General features: G+C 62.7%; 17 protein-coding genes and 1 pseudogene. 17 read left to right on the forward strand and 1 reads right to left on the reverse strand.

The window, feature by feature from the left end; genetic code table 11:
- Positions 1–18 precede the first annotated feature (18 nt).
- The 12 genes and pseudogenes from NKJ35_RS25475 (at position 19) to NKJ35_RS25530 (ending at position 12,285) form a co-directional block, all read left to right on the forward strand.
- Positions 19–867 (forward strand): bifunctional allantoicase/(S)-ureidoglycine aminohydrolase, encoded by an 849-nt coding sequence (locus NKJ35_RS25475; protein ID WP_502904672.1) that lies wholly within the window; start codon positions 19–21, stop codon positions 865–867.
- Positions 864–1,367: an ureidoglycolate lyase gene (locus tag NKJ35_RS25480; RefSeq protein WP_352650109.1), complete on the forward strand. Its 504-nt coding sequence runs from the start codon at positions 864–866 to the stop codon at positions 1,365–1,367. Before NKJ35_RS25475 ends, NKJ35_RS25480 begins: the two co-directional genes overlap by 4 nt.
- A complete protein-coding gene (locus NKJ35_RS25485; protein ID WP_352650111.1) occupies positions 1,367–1,960 on the forward strand; it encodes a nucleoside deaminase in 594 nt (197 codons plus the stop codon). Before NKJ35_RS25480 ends, NKJ35_RS25485 begins: the two co-directional genes overlap by 1 nt.
- A 69-nt stretch (positions 1,961–2,029) precedes the next feature.
- Positions 2,030–4,012, forward strand: a complete 1,983-nt coding sequence (locus NKJ35_RS25490; RefSeq protein WP_352650113.1) for a CocE/NonD family hydrolase — start codon at positions 2,030–2,032, stop codon at positions 4,010–4,012.
- 155 nt (positions 4,013–4,167) lie between these two features.
- Positions 4,168–5,754 carry an ABC transporter substrate-binding protein gene (locus NKJ35_RS25495; RefSeq protein WP_352650115.1) on the forward strand — a complete coding sequence of 529 codons (1,587 nt, stop codon included), beginning with the start codon at positions 4,168–4,170 and terminating at the stop codon, positions 5,752–5,754.
- Between the two features lie 16 nt (positions 5,755–5,770).
- Complete coding sequence (locus NKJ35_RS25500; protein WP_352505913.1) at positions 5,771–6,730, forward strand: ABC transporter permease; 960 nt, start codon at positions 5,771–5,773, stop codon at positions 6,728–6,730.
- 10 nt (positions 6,731–6,740) lie between these two features.
- The gene (locus NKJ35_RS25505; protein WP_254816006.1) at positions 6,741–7,568 is read left to right on the forward strand and encodes an ABC transporter permease; all 828 of its coding nucleotides are present in this window, start codon (positions 6,741–6,743) and stop codon (positions 7,566–7,568) included.
- Entirely contained in the window at positions 7,568–9,253 is a 1,686-nt protein-coding gene (locus NKJ35_RS25510; protein WP_352650117.1) for an ABC transporter ATP-binding protein, read from the forward strand. Before NKJ35_RS25505 ends, NKJ35_RS25510 begins: the two co-directional genes overlap by 1 nt.
- 93 nt (positions 9,254–9,346) lie before the next feature.
- Entirely contained in the window at positions 9,347–10,186 is an 840-nt protein-coding gene (locus NKJ35_RS25515) for an alkaline phosphatase family protein (RefSeq protein WP_352650119.1), read from the forward strand.
- Positions 10,187–10,320: 134 nt separating this feature from the next.
- Positions 10,321–10,882: pseudogene (locus NKJ35_RS25520) on the forward strand (sigma-70 family RNA polymerase sigma factor).
- Entirely contained in the window at positions 10,879–11,547 is a 669-nt protein-coding gene (locus NKJ35_RS25525; RefSeq protein WP_352650120.1) for an anti-sigma factor, read from the forward strand. The pseudogene NKJ35_RS25520 and the gene NKJ35_RS25525 overlap by 4 nt, the downstream one beginning before the upstream one ends.
- A 249-nt stretch (positions 11,548–11,796) precedes the next feature.
- Positions 11,797–12,285: a S8/S53 family peptidase gene (locus NKJ35_RS25530; protein WP_352650122.1), complete on the forward strand. Its 489-nt coding sequence runs from the start codon at positions 11,797–11,799 to the stop codon at positions 12,283–12,285.
- A 48-nt stretch (positions 12,286–12,333) separates the two neighbouring features.
- Here NKJ35_RS25530 and NKJ35_RS25535 read toward each other — a convergent pair whose 3' ends face one another.
- Positions 12,334–13,356, reverse strand: a complete 1,023-nt coding sequence (locus NKJ35_RS25535) for a substrate-binding domain-containing protein (protein ID WP_352480048.1) — start codon at positions 13,354–13,356, stop codon at positions 12,334–12,336.
- Between the two features lie 361 nt (positions 13,357–13,717).
- Here NKJ35_RS25535 and NKJ35_RS25540 point away from each other — a divergent pair, with 361 nt between their 5' ends.
- From NKJ35_RS25540 to NKJ35_RS25560, 5 genes are all read left to right on the forward strand, one after another.
- Complete coding sequence (locus NKJ35_RS25540; RefSeq protein ID WP_352650124.1) at positions 13,718–15,073, forward strand: ABC transporter substrate-binding protein; 1,356 nt, start codon at positions 13,718–13,720, stop codon at positions 15,071–15,073.
- A gap of 225 nt (positions 15,074–15,298) precedes the next feature.
- Complete coding sequence (locus tag NKJ35_RS25545) at positions 15,299–16,312, forward strand: carbohydrate ABC transporter permease (RefSeq protein WP_352480046.1); 1,014 nt, start codon at positions 15,299–15,301, stop codon at positions 16,310–16,312.
- Position 16,313: 1 nt separating this feature from the next.
- Entirely contained in the window at positions 16,314–17,468 is a 1,155-nt protein-coding gene (locus NKJ35_RS25550; RefSeq protein ID WP_352480045.1) for a carbohydrate ABC transporter permease, read from the forward strand.
- 4 nt (positions 17,469–17,472) lie between these two features.
- On the forward strand, positions 17,473–19,137 hold the full coding sequence (bglA, locus tag NKJ35_RS25555; protein WP_352650126.1) for a beta-galactosidase BglA: 1,665 nt from the start codon (positions 17,473–17,475) through the stop codon (positions 19,135–19,137).
- Between the two features lie 25 nt (positions 19,138–19,162).
- The gene (locus NKJ35_RS25560) at positions 19,163–20,275 is read left to right on the forward strand and encodes an ABC transporter ATP-binding protein (RefSeq protein WP_352480043.1); all 1,113 of its coding nucleotides are present in this window, start codon (positions 19,163–19,165) and stop codon (positions 20,273–20,275) included.
- The last annotated feature ends 159 nt before the right edge of the window (positions 20,276–20,434 follow it).

Raw genomic sequence — 20,434 nt, forward strand, 5'->3', positions numbered from 1 at the left:
TTTATGGATATGACGAAAATGGCCGAGCGAACCTATTATGCGCCGCAGGGCGGACATCCCGGCCAGAGTGAATTGCTGACCGGTCGCGCTGTGTTCACACAGGCCTATGCCGTGATCCCCAAAGGCGTGATGCAGGACATCGTCACCAGCGCTTTGCCGTTCTGGGATGGGACACGCGTCTGGGTGCTGTCGCGGCCGCTGTCGGGCTTTGCCGAGACGTTTTCGCAATACATCGTCGAGCTCGCGCCCGGCGGCGGCAGCGACCGCCCTGAGCTTGACGCCGCCGCCGAAGGTGCGCTGTTCGTAGTCGAAGGCGAGCTATGCGTTTCGCTTGCCGGCAAGAAACATAGCTTAAGGCCGGGCGGCTTTGCGTTCCTGCCGCCGGCGAGTGGGTGGACCGTGCGCAATGAAAGCGGCGGCGCCGTCCGCTTCCACTGGATCCGCAAGGCTTATGACGCAGTCGACGGCATCGATACGCCGCAAGCGTTCTTCGCCAACGAACAGGACATCGCGCCGACGCCGATGCCGTGTACCGAAGGCCGATGGGCGACGACGCGCTTCGTCGATCCGGCCGACATGCGCCACGACATGCATGTCACCATCGTCACGCTCGAGCCTGGTGCGGTCATTCCCTTCGCCGAGACGCATGTCATGGAGCACGGGCTCTATGTGCTGGAGGGCAAGGCGGTCTACCGTCTCAACCAGGACTGGGTCGAAGTCGAAGCCGGCGACTATATGTGGCTGCGCGCCTTCTGCCCGCAGGCTTGTTATGCCGGCGGGCCAGGCAAATTCCGCTACCTCCTCTACAAGGACGTCAACCGCCACGCCAAGCTTGGCAGCGCCGGCGTCGCGAGACCTACACCATGACCCGCATCGTCGCGCGGCCGCTGACCCGCAAGAATTTCGCCGAATTCGGCGACGTCATCGATATGGGCGGCGACAACCATTATCCGATCAATGGCGGCAAGGCCGAGCGCTACCACGACCTCGCCACCGCGGAAGCACGAGGGCCGAATGCGCGCGTGCTGATCTCGATGGTGCGTGGCACGCCCTATGAGCTGCCGTTGAAGCTGACCATGGTGGAGCGCCATCCGTTCGGCAGCCAGGCCTTCATCCCGCTGTCACCACGGCCGTTCCTGGTCGTCGTCTGCCATGATGGCGAGGAAGGACCTGGCGAGCCGCACGCCTTCATCACGGCGCCCGGGCAAGGCGTCAACTACCCGCGCAATCTGTGGCACGGCGTGCTGACGCCGATCGGCGATGTCCAGGATTTTGTGGTCGTCGACCGCGGCGGCGACGGCTCCAACGTCGAAGAGTGTCATTTCTCACACCCTTACGAAATCCATCTTCCCGACGGGAGCCGGTGATGACCGACATTTCGCTGATCGATCGCCTGCTCGATGTCATCGAGCACGACATCGTGCCGAAGACCGTCGAAGGCGTCGCGCACGGCAACAAACTGTTCGGCGCGGCGATCCTGCGCAAGGACGACCGTTCGCTGGTGCTTGCCGAAACCAACAACGAGATCGAAAATCCGCTCTGGCACGGCGAGATGCACTGCCTGAAGCGCTTCTACGAAATGCCTAAGGCCGAACGCGTCGATACCAAGAACGCGATCTTTCTTGCCACACACGAACCCTGCTCGCTCTGCCTGTCGGCGATCACCTGGACCGGCTTCGACAATTTCTACTATCTTTTCAGCCATGAGGATTCGCGCGACAGCTTCGACATCCCGCACGATCTGAAGATCCTGAAGGAGGTCTTCACCCTCGATCCCGGCGGCTACAATGCCGAGAATGCCTACTGGAGGAGCTTTTCGATCCGCAAATTGGTGCGATCGCTGCCTGAGACCGAACGCCTGCGACTGGAGACGCGGATCGGCAAAATCTCCGCACGCTACGACGAACTGTCCGGCGCCTACCAGGCTAGCAAGGCCGACAACGACATTCCGCTGAGTTGACGCGGATTGACCAGCCGAATTCGTTGGCTGGCCCACGACGCATCGGCAGCGGCTCCATCATGTGGCCGCATGAAAACCGTCACTGAATTCCCGCGCAAGGTCGTTGAATTTCCCGACATGGGGATCATCATGCCGGACGGCTGCCGGCTGTCGGCGCGGGTGTGGATGCCGGCCGATGCCGCCGACGATCCGGTGCCGGCAATCCTCGAACACCTGCCCTATCGCAAGCGCGACGGCACGATCTATCGTGATCAGCTGACGCATCCCTATTTTGCCGGCCATGGCTACGCCTCGATCCGCGTCGACATGCGCGGCAATGGCGATTCCGAAGGGCTGATGGACGACGAATATTCCGAGCAGGAATTGCAGGACGCTTGCGACGTCATCGCCTGGGCGGCGGACCAGCCCTGGTGCAACGGCAATGTCGGCATGATGGGCATTTCGTGGGGCGGCTTCAACTGCCTGCAAGTGGCGTCTAAGCGGCCGCCGGCGCTGAAGGCGGTCATCAGTCTCTGTTCGACGGTCGACCGCTATGCCGACGACATCCACTACAAGGGCGGCTGCCTGCTGATCGAGAATTTCGGCTGGGCCTCGACCATGCTGTCCTATTCGTCAAGGCCGCCGGATCCGTTGCTGGCCGGCGACAACAGATGGCGCGACCTGTGGCTGACCAGGCTGGAGAACCAGCCCTTCCTGGCATCGCTGTGGCTGAAGCACCAGCATCGCGATGCCTATTGGAAGCGCGGCTCGATCTGCGAGGACTATTCCGCCATCCATGCCGCGGTGCTGTCGATCGGCGGCTGGCATGACGGCTATCGCAATACGATTTCCCATCTCGCCGCCAATATCGAGGCGCCGGTCAAGGGAATCGTCGGCCCGTGGATCCACAAATACCCGCATTACGCCGCGCCCGAACCGCGCATCGGCTTCCTGCAGGAGGCCTTGCGCTGGTGGGACCGCTGGCTGAAGGACATCGACACCGGCGTCGAGGCCGACCCCGCCTACCGCGCCTATGTCATGGACAGCGTGCGCCCGGCCCGCTGGCATCCGGAGCGGCCGGGCCGCTGGGTCGCTGAATCGGAATGGCCGTCACCCAACATCAAGACGCAAGAGGTTGAGCTTATCGCTGAAGGCAAGCACGCTATCGTCGCTTCGCCGCAAAACTGCGGCCTCGCCGGTGGCGAATATTTCCCCTTCACCTTCGGCCCGGAACTGCCGGGTGACCAGCGCCCCGACGACGCGCTGTCGGTGTGTTTCGACCAGCCGGTGCTGACCGAAGCGATCGACATCGTCGGTGCTCCCGAAGTTTTGGTCAGAGTCTCGGCGGATCGGCGCCAGGCGAACATCGCGGTTCGGCTGTGCGACGTCCACCCGGACGGAGCGTCGGAGCTGATCTCGTACGGCGTGCTTAACCTGACGCATCGCAATTCGCACGAATTTCCCGAAGCGGTGGTGCCCGGCGAAACCGTCAGCGCCCGGGTGGTGCTCGACCAATGCGCCTATCGCGCGCCGGCCGGCCACCGCTTGCGCGTTGCCATCTCCAACAGCTATTGGCCGATGATCTGGCCGTCGCCGGAGCCGGTCCGGCTGGAATTGTCGGCCGCGGCATTGATGCTGCCGCTGCGCCCGCCGGCGACAGGCGATGAGGTCACCTTCCCCGCCCCCGAAGGCGCGACGCCCTGGGCAAGGGAGACACTTCGGCCCGCCAATTCCGAACGTCATGTCGATCGCGACGAAAAGACCGGAATGACCACGCTTTCCATCGTCGACGATTTCGGCGAAGTGCGCGACCTGGAGCATGGCCTCGCCCACGGGAGCATCGCCAGAGAGACATGGGCGATCCATCCTGACAATCCACTATCAGCGTCGGGCAAGACGCATTGGACTCAGACGCTGTCGCGAAATGAATGGTCGGTGCGCACCGAAACCTTCGCCGAAATGCGGTCCGACGCGCAAAGCTTCGTGGTTAGCGCCAGAATCGAAGCCTATGAAGGCGAAAAACTGGTCTTCGAGCGCAACTTCAAGGAGAAAATCCCGCGCGTACTGCTTTGAGCGCTTATAGCGATTGGTCCAATTGCGACGCACGATTTACGCCACGGCATGTCGCATTCGGTCTTGCTTACCGCTTTCCCTTACGGTCATTATTCTCCCGATCGAAATGAGAAAAAACGACCATAAGGTCGGACCAACAGAGTGAGGAACTTAACATGTCGAACGAACTGGAATATCTGAGCCGGCGCGTTGCGTCCGGCAAGCTGAGCCGTCGCGATTTTCTCGGCCGGGCAGCTGCGCTTGGCGTCACCGCAACCTTCGCCAATTCGCTGCTATCCAGCGCTTCCCGCGCGGCGGGTCCGGTCAAGGGCGGCACGCTCAAGGCCGGCCTGGTCGGTGGCGAGTCCACCAACAGTCTCGATCCGGCGCTGTTCATGACGCAGGTGCCGTTCGCCTTCGGCAAGATGTGGGGCGAACTGATCGTCGAACTGTCTCCTGAAGGCAAGCTCGAGAACCGCATTGCCGAGGAGATCGGCTCGTCGGACGACGCCAAGACCTGGACGCTGAATATCCGCGATGGCGTCGAGTTCCACAACGGCAAGAAGGTGACCGCAGAGGACGTGGCCGCCACCCTCGAACGCCATTCGGACGAGAAGTCGAAGTCCGGCGCGCTCGGTTATATGAAAGGCATCGAGAGCATAAAGGCCAGCGGCAAGGAAGTGGTGCTGACGCTGAAGGAGCCGAATGCCGATCTTCCCTATCTGCTTAGCGATTATCACCTGATCATCCAGCCGAACGGCGGCAAGGATAAGGCCGATGCCGGTATCTCGGCGGGTCCTTACAAGGTCACCACCAACGAGCCCGGCGTGCGCCATGGCGGCGAGCGCTTCGCCAATTACTGGCAGGGCGACAAAATGGGCCATGCCGACCAGATCGAGATCATCGTCATCAACGACGCCACGGCGCGTACGGCGGCGCTGCAGGGCGGCCAGGTCCACATGATCAACCGCGTCGAGCCGAAGATCGTCGATCTGATCAAGCGTGTGCCCGGCGTCACCATCCGCAACCATTCGGGACCCGGCCACTACGTTTTCATCATGCACTGCGACACCGCGCCGTTCGACAACAACGACTTGCGCATGGCGTTGAAGCTGGCGATCGACCGCGAGGAAATGCTGAACAAGGTGCTGCGTGGCTATGGCTCGCTCGGCAATGACTTCCCGATCAATGCATCGTACCCGCTATTCACCGAGATCGAGCAGCGCAAATACGATCCCGACAAGGCCAAATTTCACTACAAGAAGTCGGGCCATGACGGTGCCGTCCTGCTCCGGACGTCGGATGTCGCCTTCCCCGGTGCCGTCGACGCCGCACAGCTGTTCCAGCAAAGCGCGGCCAAGGCCGGCATCAAGCTGGAGATCAAGCGCGAACCGGGCGACGGCTACTGGTCGGAAGTCTGGAACAAACAGCCCTTCTGCGCCTCCTACTGGGGCGGCCGGTCGACGCAGGACCAGATGTACTCTACCGCCTATCTGTCGACGGCCGACTGGAACGACACACGTTTCAAGCGTCCGGATTTCGACAAGATGGTGCTGGCGGCCCGCGCCGAGCTCGACGAGGCCAAGCGCAAGGCAATGTACCACGACATGGCTGTGATGGTGCGCGACGAGGGCGGCCTGATCCTGCCGATGTTCAATCAGTTCATCGATGCGACGGGCGCCAAGGTTGCTGGCTGGGTGGATGATCCGCATCAGGAGTTGATGAACGGATATGCTCTGGCGAAGTGCTGGCTCGAAGCCTGAGCCCGGCCTTGCGGATATGTCCTCACCCATCGTGAAACTGGTGGCCCAGCGCATTGCGCTGGGCATCATCCTTCTATTGGCCGTTTCGGTCCTGATCTTCGCCGGCACCCAGATCCTGCCCGGCGACGTCGCGCAAGCCATTCTCGGGCAGTCGGCGACACCGGAGTCGCTCGCCAATCTGCGCGAGCAGCTCGGCCTCAATGATCCCGCCTACATCCGTTATTTTCGCTGGCTCGGCGGCATCCTGACCGGTGATCTCGGCACGGCTATGTCGAGCGGTCAGGATATCGCAACCTCGATCAAGGGAAGGCTGTGGAACACGCTGTTCCTCGCCTTCTGGGCGGCGATCGTCGCGGTGCCGCTGGCGATCATCCTCGGGCTGATCGCGGTGCGCTACCGCAATGGCTGGGTCGACAAGCTGATCTCGGGACTGGCGCTGGCCTCGACGTCCTTCCCGGAATTCTTCGTCGGCTATGTGCTCGTCTTTTTCTTCGCAGTGCAACATCAATGGTTTCCCGCCATTTCCACCGTCTATGAGGGGATGCCGTTCGGCGAACGCATCCAGGCCATAGCATTGCCGGCGGCGGCGCTGACCCTGGTGGTGCTCGCCCATATGATGCGCATGACGCGCGCTGCGATCCTCAACGTCATGCAGTCGGCCTATGTCGAGACGGCGGAGCTCAAGGGGCTTTCGGCCTTCGCGGTTATCCGCAGGCATGCCTTCCCCAATGCGATTGCGCCGATCATCAACGTCGTCATGCTCAACCTTGCCTACCTGATCGTCGGCGTCGTCGTCGTCGAAGTGATCTTCGTCTATCCGGGTATGGGGCAATACTTGGTCGACCACGTCACCAAGCGTGACGTGCCGGTGGTGCAGGCGGTCGGGCTGATCTTCGCCGCTGTCTACATCAGCCTGAACATTATCGCGGACATTGCGGCAATCGTCGCCAATCCGCGCCTCAGACATCCGAAATGAGGGGTCGGGTATGCTCGTCATCAAACGCATCCCCATCCCGGCGCTGGTCGGACTGGTGTTGACGGCGCTGTTCGTGCTGGCGGCGATCTTTGCGCCGTGGATCGCGCCGCACGGCAATGCCGAGATCGTCAGCGACGTCCCTTGGGAGCCAATGTCGGCTGCGCATTGGCTGGGCACCGACAATCTCGGTCGCGATCTGTTGTCGCGCATGATCTATGGCGCCCGCATCACCCTTTTCATCGCGGTGCTGGCGACCGCGCTGTCGTTCTCGCTCGGCGCCATCCTCGGCTTCTCGGCGGCGGTTTTCGGCGGCTGGTTCGACACGCTTCTGTCGCGTCTCGTCGATCTCCTGATGTCGATCCCGACACTGATCATGGCGCTTGTGGTGCTGTCGGTGCTGCCATCCAATCTGGTGACGCTGATCCTGGTCATGGGCGTTCTCGACTCGACCCGCGTCTACCGCCTGTCGAGGGCGGTCGCCGTTGACATCAACGTCATGGATTACGTCGAGGCGGCCAAATTGCGCGGCGAAGGCAGCGGCTGGATCATCTTCCGCGAAATCCTGCCCAATGCGCTGTCGCCGCTGGTTTCGGAACTCGGCCTGCGCTTCATCTATGCCGTGCTGTTCCTGTCGACGCTGTCCTTCCTCGGACTTGGCGTGCAGCCGCCGGACGCCGATTGGGGCGGCATGGTCAAGGAAAACAAGGATGGCATCGTCTTCGGCATAGGCGCCGCCCTCATTCCGGCGGCGGCGATCGCAGCGCTGGCGATTTCCGTCAATCTCGTCGCCGACTGGGTGCTCAACCGCACGACAAGTCTGAAGGGAGGACGCGGTTAATGGCCGAAAAGCAACCGAAGCCCGGGCAACCGAAGTCCGGGCAACCGAAGTCCAGCGTGCTGCTCGACATCCGCAATCTGCGCATCGAGGCCACGGTATATCCGCCGGGAGAGGCGCCGAAGAACATCGTGCTGGTGCACGATGTCTCGCTGACGCTCGAAAAGGGCAAGGTGCTCGGATTGATCGGCGAGTCCGGCGCCGGCAAATCGACCATCGGCCTGTCGTCGATGGGTTACGGCCGCGGCGGCGTGCGCATCACCGGCGGCGAGGTCATCCTCAATGGCCGCGACATCCTGAAGGGCGGCAACGAAGGGTTCCGCAAATTGCGCGGCCGCGAGGTCTGCTATGTCGCGCAATCGGCGGCAGCGGCCTTCAATCCGGCGCACAGGCTGATGGACCAGGTGGTCGAGGCAGCACTCCTGCACGGTACGGCGACGCGGGCCGAAGCCGAAAAGCGCGCCGTGGCGCTGTTCAAGAAGCTCAGCCTGCCGAACCCCGAAACCATCGGCGAGCGCTTCCCCCACCAGGTGTCGGGCGGTCAGCTGCAGCGCGTGATGACGGCAATGGCGCTGTGCTCGGAACCCGACCTGATCGTCTTCGACGAGCCGACCACGGCGCTCGACGTGACGACGCAGATCGACGTGTTAGCGGCGATCAAGGATGCCATCCGCGACACGCATGTGGCGGCACTCTACATCACCCATGACCTTGCCGTCGTCGCCCAGGTCTCGGACGAGATCATGGTGCTGCGCCACGGCCGGCTGGTCGAATGGGGCGGCACGCGCCAGATCATCAAGGAGCCGCGCCAGGAATACACCAACGCGCTGGTTTCGGTGCATGAGATCGAACATCAGGAGCAGAAGCCCGGCCCGAGCCCGTTCCTGTCGGTCAAGAACATCACCGCCGCCTATGGCCGCAGCCACATCAAGGTGCTGAAGAACGTCTCGGTCGATATTTTCCCGGGCCAGACGCTGGCGGTGGTCGGCGAGTCCGGCTCCGGCAAATCGACGCTGGCGCGCGCCATCACCGGCCTCCTGCCGCCCGAACAAGGCACCGTCACCTTCGACGGACGGCCGCTCGCCAACCGGCTTGCCGACCGGCCGAAGGAGGATCTGCGCCAGTTGCAGATGATCTATCAGATGGCCGATGTCGCGATGAATCCGCGCCAGACGGTCGGCACCATCATCGGCCGGCCGCTGGAATTCTATTTTGGGATGCGCGGGCGCGAGCGCGACAAACGGGTCGCCGAACTGCTCGACAAGATCGAGATGGGTAAAGGCTATGTCGACCGCTATCCGGCCGAGCTTTCGGGCGGCCAGAAGCAGCGCGTCTGCATCGCTCGTTCGCTCGCCGCCAAGCCGAAGCTGATCATCTGCGACGAGGTGACATCGGCGCTCGACCCGCTGGTGGCCCATGGCATACTGGAGCTGCTGCTCGAGCTGCAGAAAGAGGAAAACGTCGCTTATCTGTTCATCACTCATGATCTCGCAACAGTGAAGTCGATCGCCGATTCGATCGCGGTGATGTATCGCGGCGAGGTGGTGCGCTACGGCCCCAAGAGCAAGGTTCTGACGCCGCCGTTCGACGCCTACACAGACCTTTTGCTGTCGTCGGTGCCCGAAATGGAGATCGGCTGGTTAGAGAAAGCGATCAAGGGAAGGCGCATGGCCAGCGCGGGGAACTAGCGGGCTGCCCCTTGCGCCCGATGATCCTGTCCGGGCGTGGATTGAACGGCGGGCCCGCCCTGACTTTTCCGATCAAGCCGCATGGAGGCGCCCTTGGCGCTCAACACGAAACTTCTGCTCATCATCCTAGACGGCGTGCCTTACCGGAACTGGCGACGGCTGATGGGCAATCTCGAAGGCTGGGTGCAATCCGGCGACGCGCGCGTGTGGAAGATGCGCTCCGTGCTGCCGTCGACCTCGGCATCCTGCTATGCCTCGATCCACACCGGCGTGCCGCCTCAAGTGCACGGCATCCTGTCCAACGAGAACCGGTTTCGCGTCGAACAGCCGGACATTTTTTCCGAAGTCAGCAGGGCCGGCGGCAAGACGGGTGCGGTCACCCATTCCTACTGGTCCGAATTCTTCCGGGCCTATCCGTTCGACCTGGTCGAGGACATAGAGTTCGACCAGCCGGGCAGGCCGATCAGCCATGGCCGGTTCCACACCATGACCGGCTACAACGCCAGGAACCAGATGACGCCGAGCGACGTCGACCTGTTCGCGACGTTGACCATGCTGACCAGGCGCTACGGCATCGACTACGGCATCCTGCACAGCTGCACGCTGGACTCGATGGGTCACCGGTTCGGCCATGACTGCCGCGAGATGGATCATGCCGTCTATGCAATAGACGCCATGCTCGCCGGCTTCCTGCCGCGCTGGCGGGAGGTCGGCTACGAGGTGATCGTTACCGCCGATCATGGCCAGACCGATCGCGGCCATCATGGCGGCCACGACGAAGAGATGCAGGATTTCGCACTTTATTACTTCGGATCCGGCGAGGGCCCGGACGCCAATACGCTGCTCGATCAGCTGCAGCTCGCGCCGACAGTGCTTGCGCGCCTCGGCGTGCCGGTGCCGGCGACGATGAAGGCAAAGCCGTTCCTGAGTTGAGCGCGCGCCCTCTTCTCCCTCTGGCAACGCTCCCGCTCTTCAGTTAGCCTCCGCAAATATACGGGCGGATGCCGGTGAACCTTTTTGGGCCGATCAGCGACAGAGCAGGCAGGAGCCAGGCGGCTCGACCGGCGATGACTGCCGCGGAGACCGATCGCGCGCTCGTCGACCGGGTCGCGAAGGGCGACCGTGCCGCCGTGCGGCTCCTGTTCATGCGCCACCACGCGGGTCTACCGCTTCGCGGCACGCCAGACGGGATCGGAACTGATGGCCGACGATATTGCGAACGAGGTATTCCTTGAACTCTGGCGGCAGGCGCCGGCCTTCGAGGGCCGCTCGGAGGTCTCGACATGGCTGCTCGGCATTGCCCGCTTCAAGGCGCTGTCCCTACTGCCCAAGAAGAAGGAAGACTGGATCAACGACGATGACGCGACCCAGGTCGCCGACGGTGCCGACACGCCGGAAGTCGCGACAATGAAAGAAGACAAGGCCGCTGCCTCGCGACGCTTCATCGATGCCATACCGGAAGAGCACCGTACGGTGATCGACCTTGCCTATTTATCACGGGAAATCGGTGAGCGAGATCGGCGAGGTACTCGGCATCCCGGTCGCCAGGTCAAGACCAGGATGTTCTTCGCCCCCAAGGAACTCGGCGAAGCCCTCAAGGCCGCCGGTTACGACAGGGGGTGGCCATGAGCGCCGCTGAAAAGATGTCGCGCCGCGACGAAATGGAAATGCTGCTGCCGTTTTATCTGAACGGCTCGCTGGAGGGCACCGAGCTCGAAGCCATCGAGGAATGGCTGGCAAGCGATCCGGCGGCGATGGCCGCACTAGGCGAGGCCGAGGCCGAATTCTCCGGCACCGCTGCCGCAAACGAGGCAATCCGCCCGCCTGCCGATGCGCTCAGCCGCTTTGCCAAGGCGCTCGATGCCGAGGCCGGCCCCGCCCGCGGGCCGGCGGCATCGTCCTGGCTGGCGCAGGCCTGGAGCCGCTTCATGGCGGTGCCCGCCGGCGTCGCCTGGGCCGCGGCCGCGGTGCTGCTGGCCCTGGTCGTCACGCAATCCTTTGTGCAGACCGGCGACAGAGGTGGCGATTTCGAGCTTGCCGGATCGGAAGACGATCTGGCCAAAATGCCGTTTGCCCTTGTGAAATTCAAACCGGATGCGAAGCTGTCCGACATCGTCGCTTTTCTCGACCAGAACCAGTTGACGATCGCCGGCGGGCCTACCGCCGACGGCGTTTTCCGGCTCGGCGTTCCGGCCAAGACCGCCGCCGACTATCAGAAACTGCTTGGCCTTATTGCCGCCCAGCCTTTCACCGAAGCTGCCCTGGAGGGAAGGAAACCGGCTGATGGCGGCTAAGGCGGTCGTTCGATTGACGGCGGCGATGACAATCTTCGCCACGTCTGCCGTCGCACAAACCAACGATCCTAACCTCACCCAGGCGGAGATCGACTGCCTGAACCGGGGAAGTGCTGCCGACGCCGACTGCGCCAAGGCGGCTGCTCGGCAACGCGCTGGTGCGCTTCGGCATTCCGGATGGCCGCCCGGTCGGCGTCATGGAGGCACAGCTTGCCGCCGACGGCCGCATTTTGCGGCGTGAGGCCAACCATGTCTACTCGCTGCAGCAGGCGGCCAGCATCGTCAAATTATGCGTTCGAACGCATCGCGCTCGACGCCAACGAAGCCAGCGGCGAGAATGTGCGTGTTGGCGTCATCGATACCGGCATCGACGACAAAAATCCGGCGCTCTCCGGTGTCATCGCCGGGCAGTTCAATGCCATGCCTGACGTGCCGATCAAGGCGCGCGACCGCGGCACTTCGGTCGACGGACTGATCGCCGGCAATCTGTTGCATGCGGCGCCCGATCGCTCCGCCGACTGGGTCGAGAAAGCGCTCGCCGGCACGGCAAGGGATCTCGGCCCCAAGGGCCGCGACAATGATTTCGGTTTTGGCCTCTGGACACCAAAGCGGCCGAGGCGGCCAAGGAATAAGTCCAAAGCTTTCTGCGTTGTGCATGCCGTTCTCCCGAAGCCGCTGCATAATGTTGGGCATCAGATATTGGGGGCAAAACTCAATCGGCCGGTTTACCTCAAATAACCGATATGGGTTCGAACTCGGTCGCTCAGGGTAATTAAGTTTTGATCCCTAGGCCGGGGCGCCGGCGACCGATCCCCTGACCACCAGGTCGACCGGCCAGACCTCGCCGCGAGCGCCCTCCTCCAGGCCGGAAATCCGCGCCGCCAGCCGTTCCGCGATGCGTGCGCCCGCCAGGCGGATCGACGAACGTGTCGTCGACAGCGGCACCGAAAAATTTTCCGGCTTCAGCCAGGGAAAGACGTCGTCATGGGCGATCAGCGACAGGTCGCCCGGAATGGTCAGGCCGAGGTCGCGCACCGCGCGCACCACGCCGAGCGCCATAATCAGGCTGGAGCAGGCGATCGCCGTCGGCGCGTCGCTTTGTTCCAGCAGACGCCTGGCGGCGCGATAACCGTTCTCCTCGGTCATTGTCAGGGAACAGACATGCTGATCACGAAGCACCAGGCCGCTTGCCGCAAGCGCGCGCCGCACGCCGCGCTCGCGATGTATGGCGAAGGTCTCGCGATCGTCGCCATTGATAAGCGCCAGACGCCTGTGACCGAGCTGCACGAGAAGCCGCGCCGCCTCGTGGAAGGCGCCCTCATTGTCGATGTCGGTGAAGGGGTAGTCGAAATCGAAGCCTTCGCTGCGGCCATGGACGATGAAGGGAATGCCGAGCGTGTTGACCAGCGCCACCCGCCGGTCGGCCGGTCTCGGGGAGGAGATATAGACCGCGTCCACCTGCCGGTTGGCGACAATGCGGCGGTAGGTCGTCTCCTGGTCGTCGGCATCGGCCGGTGACAGCACCAGGTCGAGTTCGTGCGAACGCGCATAGTCGCCGAGGCCGGACAGGAACTCGACGAAATGCGGGTCGATATCGACGGTCGCTCCCGTCGGCAGCACATAGCCGATCATGCCGGTCTTGCCGGTCGCCAGCCGGCGGGCGCTCGGATTGGGGCGATAGCCATGACGCTTGGCGGCATCGACCACCCGCCGGCGCGTTTCCTCGTTGACTTCCGGGTAGCCGTTCAATGCGCGGCTCACCGTGGTCTGCGAAAGCGCCAGCATGTGGGAGAGCTGCTTGAGGTTCACCGGAGGCCTCCAAACCTCAAAGCGCTTTTAATCTGAAACGATCTGGCCCTACGAACCGCGTTGCCGAGCGCAGTGACCATACGCACGGTTCGGACCGGTTTGAAGCCGAATTTGCTGCTGCACCGCCAGAAAACTGTGCTGCAACGCACTTTTACCAGCACCCAGTCGCAAAAATTAAATCGATTAGCCTGGCTTCCTATTGACTCGTGGTCAATTCAGTGGCGAGATCAAAATGACCAAAGCGCTTTGGAAGACTCCACGAAAGGTTGCAGTTCCTTTCCGACTGAGTCACAGTCCTGCGGCGCCGGCGGACGGAATGGAGGTTTCGTTCGGTGTTTGTCACCACTGGGAGGGAATACCGATGAAAAAAATGCTTCTGCTGGGCGCTGCGTTTGCCACGCTCGCCCTGGCCATGCCCGCGCAAGCCGAACTGAAGTTCAAGCCGGGCGAAGATCCACGTTTCAACTGGGCCAACTACGAAGAGCTCAAGAAGGTCGACCTCAAGGGCGAGACACTGACAATCTTCGGGCCGTGGCGCGGCGAGGACGAAGGGCTGATCCGCACCGTTCTCGATTATTTCTCCGAAGCCACCGGCGCCGAGATCAAGTATTCCTCGTCGGAGAATTACGAGCAGCAGATCGTCATCGACACGCAGGCTGGCAGCCCGCCCAACATCGCCGTGCTGCCGCAGCCGGGCCTGATCCAGGATCTGGCATCGAAGGGCCTATTGACGCCGCTCGGCGACGACACAGCCAACTGGGTCAAGGACAATTACGGCGCCGGCCAATCCTGGGTCGACCTCGGCACCTTCAAGGACAAGGACGGCAAGCCCGGCTTCTTCGCCTTTCCTTATAAGGCCGACGTGAAATCGCTGGTCTGGTACTCGCCGGACAATTTCGAGGAAGCCGGCTACAAGGTGCCGAAGACGCAGGAAGAGCTTGCCGAGCTCGAAAAGAAGATCATCGCCGACGGCGGCACGCCATGGTGCATCGGGCTTGGTTCGGGCGGCGCCACTGGCTGGCCGGCGACCGACTGGGTCGAAGACATCATGCTGCGCACCCAGACGCCCGAGACCTACGACAAATGGGTGAAGAACGAAATTCCGTTCAACGATCCGGCCGTGGTCAACGCCATCGACATTTTCGGCAAGATCGCGACCGACGACAAGATGGTCGAGGGTGGCGCCAAGGCGGTTGCGGCGACCGATTTCCGCGACAGCCCGAAGGGCCTCTTCTCGGTGCCGCCGAAATGCTATCTGCACCACCAGGCATCGTTCATTCCGACCTTCTTCCCGCAAGGCACCAAGATCGGCGAGGATGCCGACTTCTTCTATTACCCGCCCTACGCCTCCAAGCCCGAGCTCGGCACTCCGGTGCTCGGCGCCGGCACGCTGGCCATGATCACCAAAGATAGCAAGGGTGCCCGCGCCTTCATCGAATTCCTGAAGCTGCCGCTCGCTCATGAGATCTGGATGGCACAGGGCGGCTTCGTGACGCCGTTCAAGTCGGTCAACAAGGACGCCTATGCCAGCGACGCGCTGAAGAAGCAGGGCGAGATCCTGGCCAACGCCTCGACCTTCCGCTTCGATGGGTCCGACCTGATGCCGGGCAAGATCGGCGCCGGCGCGTTCTGGACCGGCATGATCGACCTTGTCGGTGGCAAGTCCGCCCAGGACGTCGCCACCGACATCCAGAAAAGCTGGGACGCGATCAAGTAAGCGGCCGGCTCGAGTCCCATGTGATGCGGTCCGGGCCTCAAACGGCCCGGACCTTCTTCGGTGCCTGGCGTCGCGTCGATTGTCGTGAGCACGACGCATTCCGGCATGACGCGCGCCCAGTGACCTGCTTTTCGGCTGGTCGCGCTCCAGACAACTGAATCGGCGCATGATCCCGTCGCCAAAGCCATTCTCGACTGGCGGATCCGTGCGCAGGGGGAGGGACCCATGGCGGCTCAGATTTTTTCGGCGATATTCGTCATCATCATCGGCGTGGGCGGCTGCGTCGCCTATTTCTGGGGTGCCAACAAGGCACTCGACACGATCTTTCCGGCACGCGGCGTTTCCGGCAAGGCGGCGATCAACAATCTGCGCCGGCAGGGGGTGATCCGGCCCTGGCTGTTCGTCGGCCCGGCGATGATCATCCTCACTATCTACCTGATCTACCCGGTGGTGGAGACGCTGAGACTGTCGTTCCTCGATCGCGGCGGCGCCCATTTCGTCGGCTTGGCCAACTATCAATGGGCGTTCGGCGACCGTGAGTTCCGCAATTCGATCCTCAACAACATCATGTGGCTGGCGGTGGTGCCGGCCGCCTGCACCTTCCTCGGGCTGATCATCGCCGTGCTCACCGACAAGATCTGGTGGGGCACCATCGCCAAGAGCCTGATCTTCCTGCCGCTCGCCATCTCCTTCGTCGGCGCCAGCGTCATCTGGAAATTCATCTATGAATATCGCGGCGAGGGCCAGACACAGATCGGCCTGCTCAACGCCATCATCCAGTATTTCGGCGGCCAGCCGCAGGTCTGGATATCGCTGCCGTTCTGGAACAACTTCTTCCTGATGGTCATCCTGATCTGGATCCAGACCGGCTTTGCCATGGTCATCCTGTCGTCGGCCTTGCGCGGCATTCCGGAAGAGACGCTGGAAGCCGCCGTCATCGACGGCGCCAACCCTTTCCAGATCTTCTGGAAGATCATGGTGCCGCAGATCTGGGGCACCATCGCCGTCGTCTGGACCACCATCACCATCCTGGTGCTGAAGGTTTTCGACATCGTGCTGACCATGACCAACGGCCAGTGGAACAGCCAGGTGCTGGCCAATCTGATGTTCGACTGGATGTTCCGCGGCGGCGGCGATTTCGGCCGCGGCGCCACCATCGCCATCATCATCATGATAGCGGTCATTCCGATCATGGTCTGGAACATCCGCCAGGCGAACAAAGAGACGGAAGGACATTGAGATGACTGTCTCGACCGGAAAGTCCTTTGTCAGCCGTTTCGGCGTGCATATCGCCGTTTTCATCTTCGTTGCGATCTGGACGATCCCGACGCTCGGCATTCTGGTCTCGTCGCTGCGCGACAAGGACCAGATCATCGCTTCGGGCTGGTGGAACTCGTTCACCAGTTCCAGCCAGACGGAAGCCGGACGGCTGCCGCCCGCCTCGGCGCAGGTCGAGAAGGACGGCAAGTTCGTCCTGCAAGGCAACATCTTCGGCGACGGCCCGGCCCGCAATATCAGCGCCTTCGGCGTCAAGTCGGCAGCGCCGACGCAATATCCCGCCGGCACGACAGCCGATCTCGGCGACGGCGTGACCCTGCAGCTCAATGCCAACGGCAGTTTCGTCATGACCTCGCCGAAGGCTTTCGAAGGCGAACGCGGCCAGCGCGTCTATTACGCCTCCTCGGCGCCGCCGAAATTCACCACCGACAATTACGACACGGTGCTGTTTTCGGAAGGCATCGGCCGCTCGTTCATGAACTCGCTGACCGTCACCATTCCGGCGACTGTCATTCCAATCCTGATCGCCGCGTTCGCCGCTTACGCGCTGGCCTGGATGCGCTTTCCTGGCCGGGCCCTGCTCATCGCCGTCATCATCGGCCTCCTGGTCGTGCCGCTGCAGATGTCGCTGATCCCGCTGCTGAAGCTCTATAACGGCGTCGGCAGCTTCTTCGGCGTGCCGTCGAAGACCTATCTCGGCATCTGGCTGGCGCATACCGGCTTCGGCCTGCCTTTCGCCATCTATCTGTTGAGGAGCTATATCGCCGGCCTGCCACGCGAGATCATGGAATCGGCGCGCATCGACGGCGCCAGCGATTTCGAGATCTTCGTCAAGATCGTGCTGCCATTGTCGTTCCCGGTGCTGGCCTCGTTCGCCATCTTCCAGTTTCTCTGGGTGTGGAACGATCTGCTGGTGGCGATGGTTTTCCTTGGTACCGAGGGCGACCAGATCGTGCTGACCGCCAAGCTCAATGCGTTGCTCGGCTCGCGCGGCGGCGACTGGGAGATCCTGACGACATCGGCCTTCGTCACCATCATCGTGCCGCTGATCGTGTTCTTCTCGCTGCAGCGCTATTTCGTCCGCGGGCTGCTTGCCGGCTCGGTGAAAGGAGGTTGAGATCATGCAATCCGCTTTGAAGGCCACTCCGAAGCCCGATCTTGCTATCGATCGCGACTGGTGGCGAGGTGCCGTGATCTACCAGATCTACCCGCGCAGCTACCAGGATTCGAACGGCGACGGCATCGGCGACCTCAGGGGCATTATCGGCCGGCTGCCCTATATCGCCTCGCTCGGCGTCGACGCCATCTGGATCTCGCCGTTCTTCAAATCGCCGATGAAGGACTTTGGCTACGACGTGTCGGACTATTGCGGTGTCGATCCGATGTTCGGCACGCTGGCGGACTTCGACGCGCTGACCGCCGAGGCGCACCGGCTTGGCCTCAAGGTGATGATCGACGAGGTGCTCTCGCATACCGCCGACGTCCATCCCTGGTTCAAGGAGAGCCGCTCCAGCCGCAGCAATCCAAAGGCCGACTGGTATGTCTGGGCGGACGCCAAGCCGGACGGCACGCCGCCCAACAACTGGCTCTCGATCTTCGGTGGCTCGGCCTGGCAGTGGGACACCAGCCGCCAGCAATATTACCTGCATAATTTCCTGGCCGAGCAGCCCGACCTCAATTTCCACAGCCGCGCGGTCCAGGACGCGCTGCTCGATGTCACCCGCTTCTGGCTGGAGCGCGGCGTCGATGGTTTCCGCCTCGATACCATCAATTTCTACTTCCACAGCCAAGGCCTGGAAGACAATCCGCCGCTGCCGCCCGAGCAGCGCAACGACCAGACGGCGCCGGCCGTCAACCCCTACAACTACCAGGACCATCTCTACGACAAGAGCCGGCCTGAAAACCTGGGCTTCCTCGAACGCTTCCGCGCCCTGCTCGATGAATATCCGGCGACGGCCGCGGTTGGCGAAGTCGGCGATTCGCAGCGTGGGCTGGAAGTCGTGGCGGCCTATACGGCCGGCGGCAAGCGCGTCCATATGTGTTACTCCTTCGACTTCCTGGCGCCGGAGAAGATCAGCGCGGCAAAGGTGCGCTCGGTGCTGGAAACGTTCGGCAAGGTGGCCAGCGATGGCTGGTCGTGCTGGGCCTTCTCCAACCATGACGTGATGCGCCCTGCCTCGCGCTGGGCAGCCGGCGAACCGGACCCGACCGCGTACCTCAAGGTCATCTCGGCGCTGCTGATGTCGTTGCGCGGCTCGGTCTGTATCTATCAGGGCGAGGAGCTCGGGCTCAGCGAGGCCGAACTCAGCTTCGAGGATATGCAGGACCCATACGGCATCCGCTTCTGGCCCGAATTCAAGGGCCGCGACGGCTGCCGCACGCCAATGGTTTGGGACGGCGCTGCCCGCAATGGCGGCTTCTCGACGGCAAAGCCCTGGCTGCCGGTGCCGGCCAAGCACCTTGCGCAAGCGGTCAATGTGCAGCAGGGCGACGACGGCTCGCTGCTCGAGCACTACCGGCGCTTCCTGGCTTTCCGCCGTGCTCATCCGGCACTGGCCAAGGGCGATATCGAGTTCATCGAAAGCGACGGCGACACCGTCGCCTTCACACGCCGCGAAGGCAACGAGCAGATCGTCTGCGCCTTCAATCTCGGCGCAAAGCCGGCCAAGGTCGATCTTGGCGGCCGCTCACTGCAGCCCTTGCCGGGACACGGGTTTTCGGGACAGACTGGCGCCGGCACTATCCGCCTCGGCGGCTACGGCGCCTGGTTCGGGCGTATCGACTGAATTCAAGGAAGAACTGGAGAGTACCATGGCCGATGTCACGCTAAGGCAAGTGAGGAAATCATATGGCAATCTCAACATTCTGCACGGCGTCGACCTCGACATAAAGTCGGGCGAGTTCATCGTCTTCGTCGGTCCGTCTGGTTGCGGCAAGTCGACCTTGCTGCGCTGCATCGCCGGGCTGGAGGAGATCACCTCAGGCGAGCTCAAGATCGACGGCGAGATTGTCAACGACGTACCTCCGTCAAAGCGCGGCATCGCGATGGTGTTCCAGTCCTATGCGCTCTATCCGCACATGACCGTCTACGACAACATGGCGTTCTCGATGAAGATCGGCAAGGAAAGCAAGGCCGAGATCGACAAGCGGGTGCGCCAGGCGGCCGAGATCCTGCAGCTGACCAAATATCTCGACCGCCTGCCCAAGGCGATGTCGGGCGGCCAGCGCCAGCGCGTCGCCATCGGCCGCGCCATCGTGCGCAATCCCAAGGTCTTCTTGTTCGACGAGCCGCTATCCAACCTCGATGCGGCGCTGCGCGTCGCCACTCGCATCGAGATCGCCAAGCTCAAGGAATCGATGCCGGCCACAACGATGATCTATGTCACCCACGACCAGGTCGAGGCCATGACGCTGGCCGACCGCATCGTGGTGCTGAAGGAAGGCCATATCGAACAGGTCGGCACGCCGATGGAGCTCTACAAGCGGCCCGGCAATCTGTTCGTCGCCCAGTTCATCGGCTCGCCGGCGATGAACATCCTGCCGGCGACGATCGACAGGACCGGCAACCCGACGGTCGTCAGCCATGTCGGCGGCCGCAAGGCAACGGTGCCGATCGCAACGCCTGCCTCGGCGAAAGGCGCTGCGGTGAGCTTCGGGGTGCGGCCGGAGGATCTGATGATCGCAGCCGGCGCCGACTATTTGTTCGAAGGGACGGTCGATTATGTCGAGCAGCTCGGCGAGGTCCAACTCGTCTATGTCGACATCGGCCGCGCCGACCTGCCGCTGGTGACCAAGCTGCCGGGCAATGTCGAGGTCAAGCGCGGGGCGTCGATGCGGCTGACGGCGGATGCCGGCGACCTGCATATTTTCGACGCGGACGGACACTCCTTCGCGCTCCATGAAGCAGAAGCAAAGGCGGCTTGAGGCAGGCGTTTTTCCGCCACGCAAAAGACAAGAGCGGGGGGGCTTGGCCGCCGGGGTTGTTTTGTTTTTGAATTAGGGGGGTTTGTTTTTGGGGATAGGGTGGGGGGGGGGGCCGGAGGCGGGGGCGTTGGGCCCTCGGCGGGCGCAGTTATCCACATT

The organism is Mesorhizobium sp. M0136, from assembly GCF_040322515.1.
Taxonomy (GTDB): Bacteria; Pseudomonadota; Alphaproteobacteria; order Rhizobiales; family Rhizobiaceae; genus Mesorhizobium.

Excerpts from the sequence above, each read along its gene's own strand:
- NKJ35_RS25525 (WP_352650120.1), top strand. The coding sequence starts at position 10,879 with ATGAGCGCCGCTGAAAAGATGTCGCGCCGCGACGAAATGGAAATGCTG.
- NKJ35_RS25500 (WP_352505913.1), top strand. The coding sequence starts at position 5,771 with ATGTCCTCACCCATCGTGAAACTGGTGGCCCAGCGCATTGCGCTGGGC.
- bglA (WP_352650126.1), top strand. The coding sequence starts at position 17,473 with ATGCAATCCGCTTTGAAGGCCACTCCGAAGCCCGATCTTGCTATCGAT.
- NKJ35_RS25530 (WP_352650122.1), top strand. The coding sequence starts at position 11,797 with ATGTCTACTCGCTGCAGCAGGCGGCCAGCATCGTCAAATTATGCGTTC.
- NKJ35_RS25475 (WP_502904672.1), top strand. The coding sequence starts at position 19 with ATGGCCGAGCGAACCTATTATGCGCCGCAGGGCGGACATCCCGGCCAG.
- NKJ35_RS25550 (WP_352480045.1), top strand. The coding sequence starts at position 16,314 with ATGACTGTCTCGACCGGAAAGTCCTTTGTCAGCCGTTTCGGCGTGCAT.
- NKJ35_RS25540 (WP_352650124.1), top strand. The coding sequence starts at position 13,718 with ATGAAAAAAATGCTTCTGCTGGGCGCTGCGTTTGCCACGCTCGCCCTG.
- NKJ35_RS25505 (WP_254816006.1), top strand. The coding sequence starts at position 6,741 with ATGCTCGTCATCAAACGCATCCCCATCCCGGCGCTGGTCGGACTGGTG.
- NKJ35_RS25480 (WP_352650109.1), top strand. The coding sequence starts at position 864 with ATGACCCGCATCGTCGCGCGGCCGCTGACCCGCAAGAATTTCGCCGAA.
- NKJ35_RS25510 (WP_352650117.1), top strand. The coding sequence starts at position 7,568 with ATGGCCGAAAAGCAACCGAAGCCCGGGCAACCGAAGTCCGGGCAACCG.
- NKJ35_RS25485 (WP_352650111.1), top strand. The coding sequence starts at position 1,367 with ATGACCGACATTTCGCTGATCGATCGCCTGCTCGATGTCATCGAGCAC.
- NKJ35_RS25545 (WP_352480046.1), top strand. The coding sequence starts at position 15,299 with ATGGCGGCTCAGATTTTTTCGGCGATATTCGTCATCATCATCGGCGTG.
- NKJ35_RS25490 (WP_352650113.1), top strand. The coding sequence starts at position 2,030 with ATGAAAACCGTCACTGAATTCCCGCGCAAGGTCGTTGAATTTCCCGAC.
- NKJ35_RS25560 (WP_352480043.1), top strand. The coding sequence starts at position 19,163 with ATGGCCGATGTCACGCTAAGGCAAGTGAGGAAATCATATGGCAATCTC.
- NKJ35_RS25495 (WP_352650115.1), top strand. The coding sequence starts at position 4,168 with ATGTCGAACGAACTGGAATATCTGAGCCGGCGCGTTGCGTCCGGCAAG.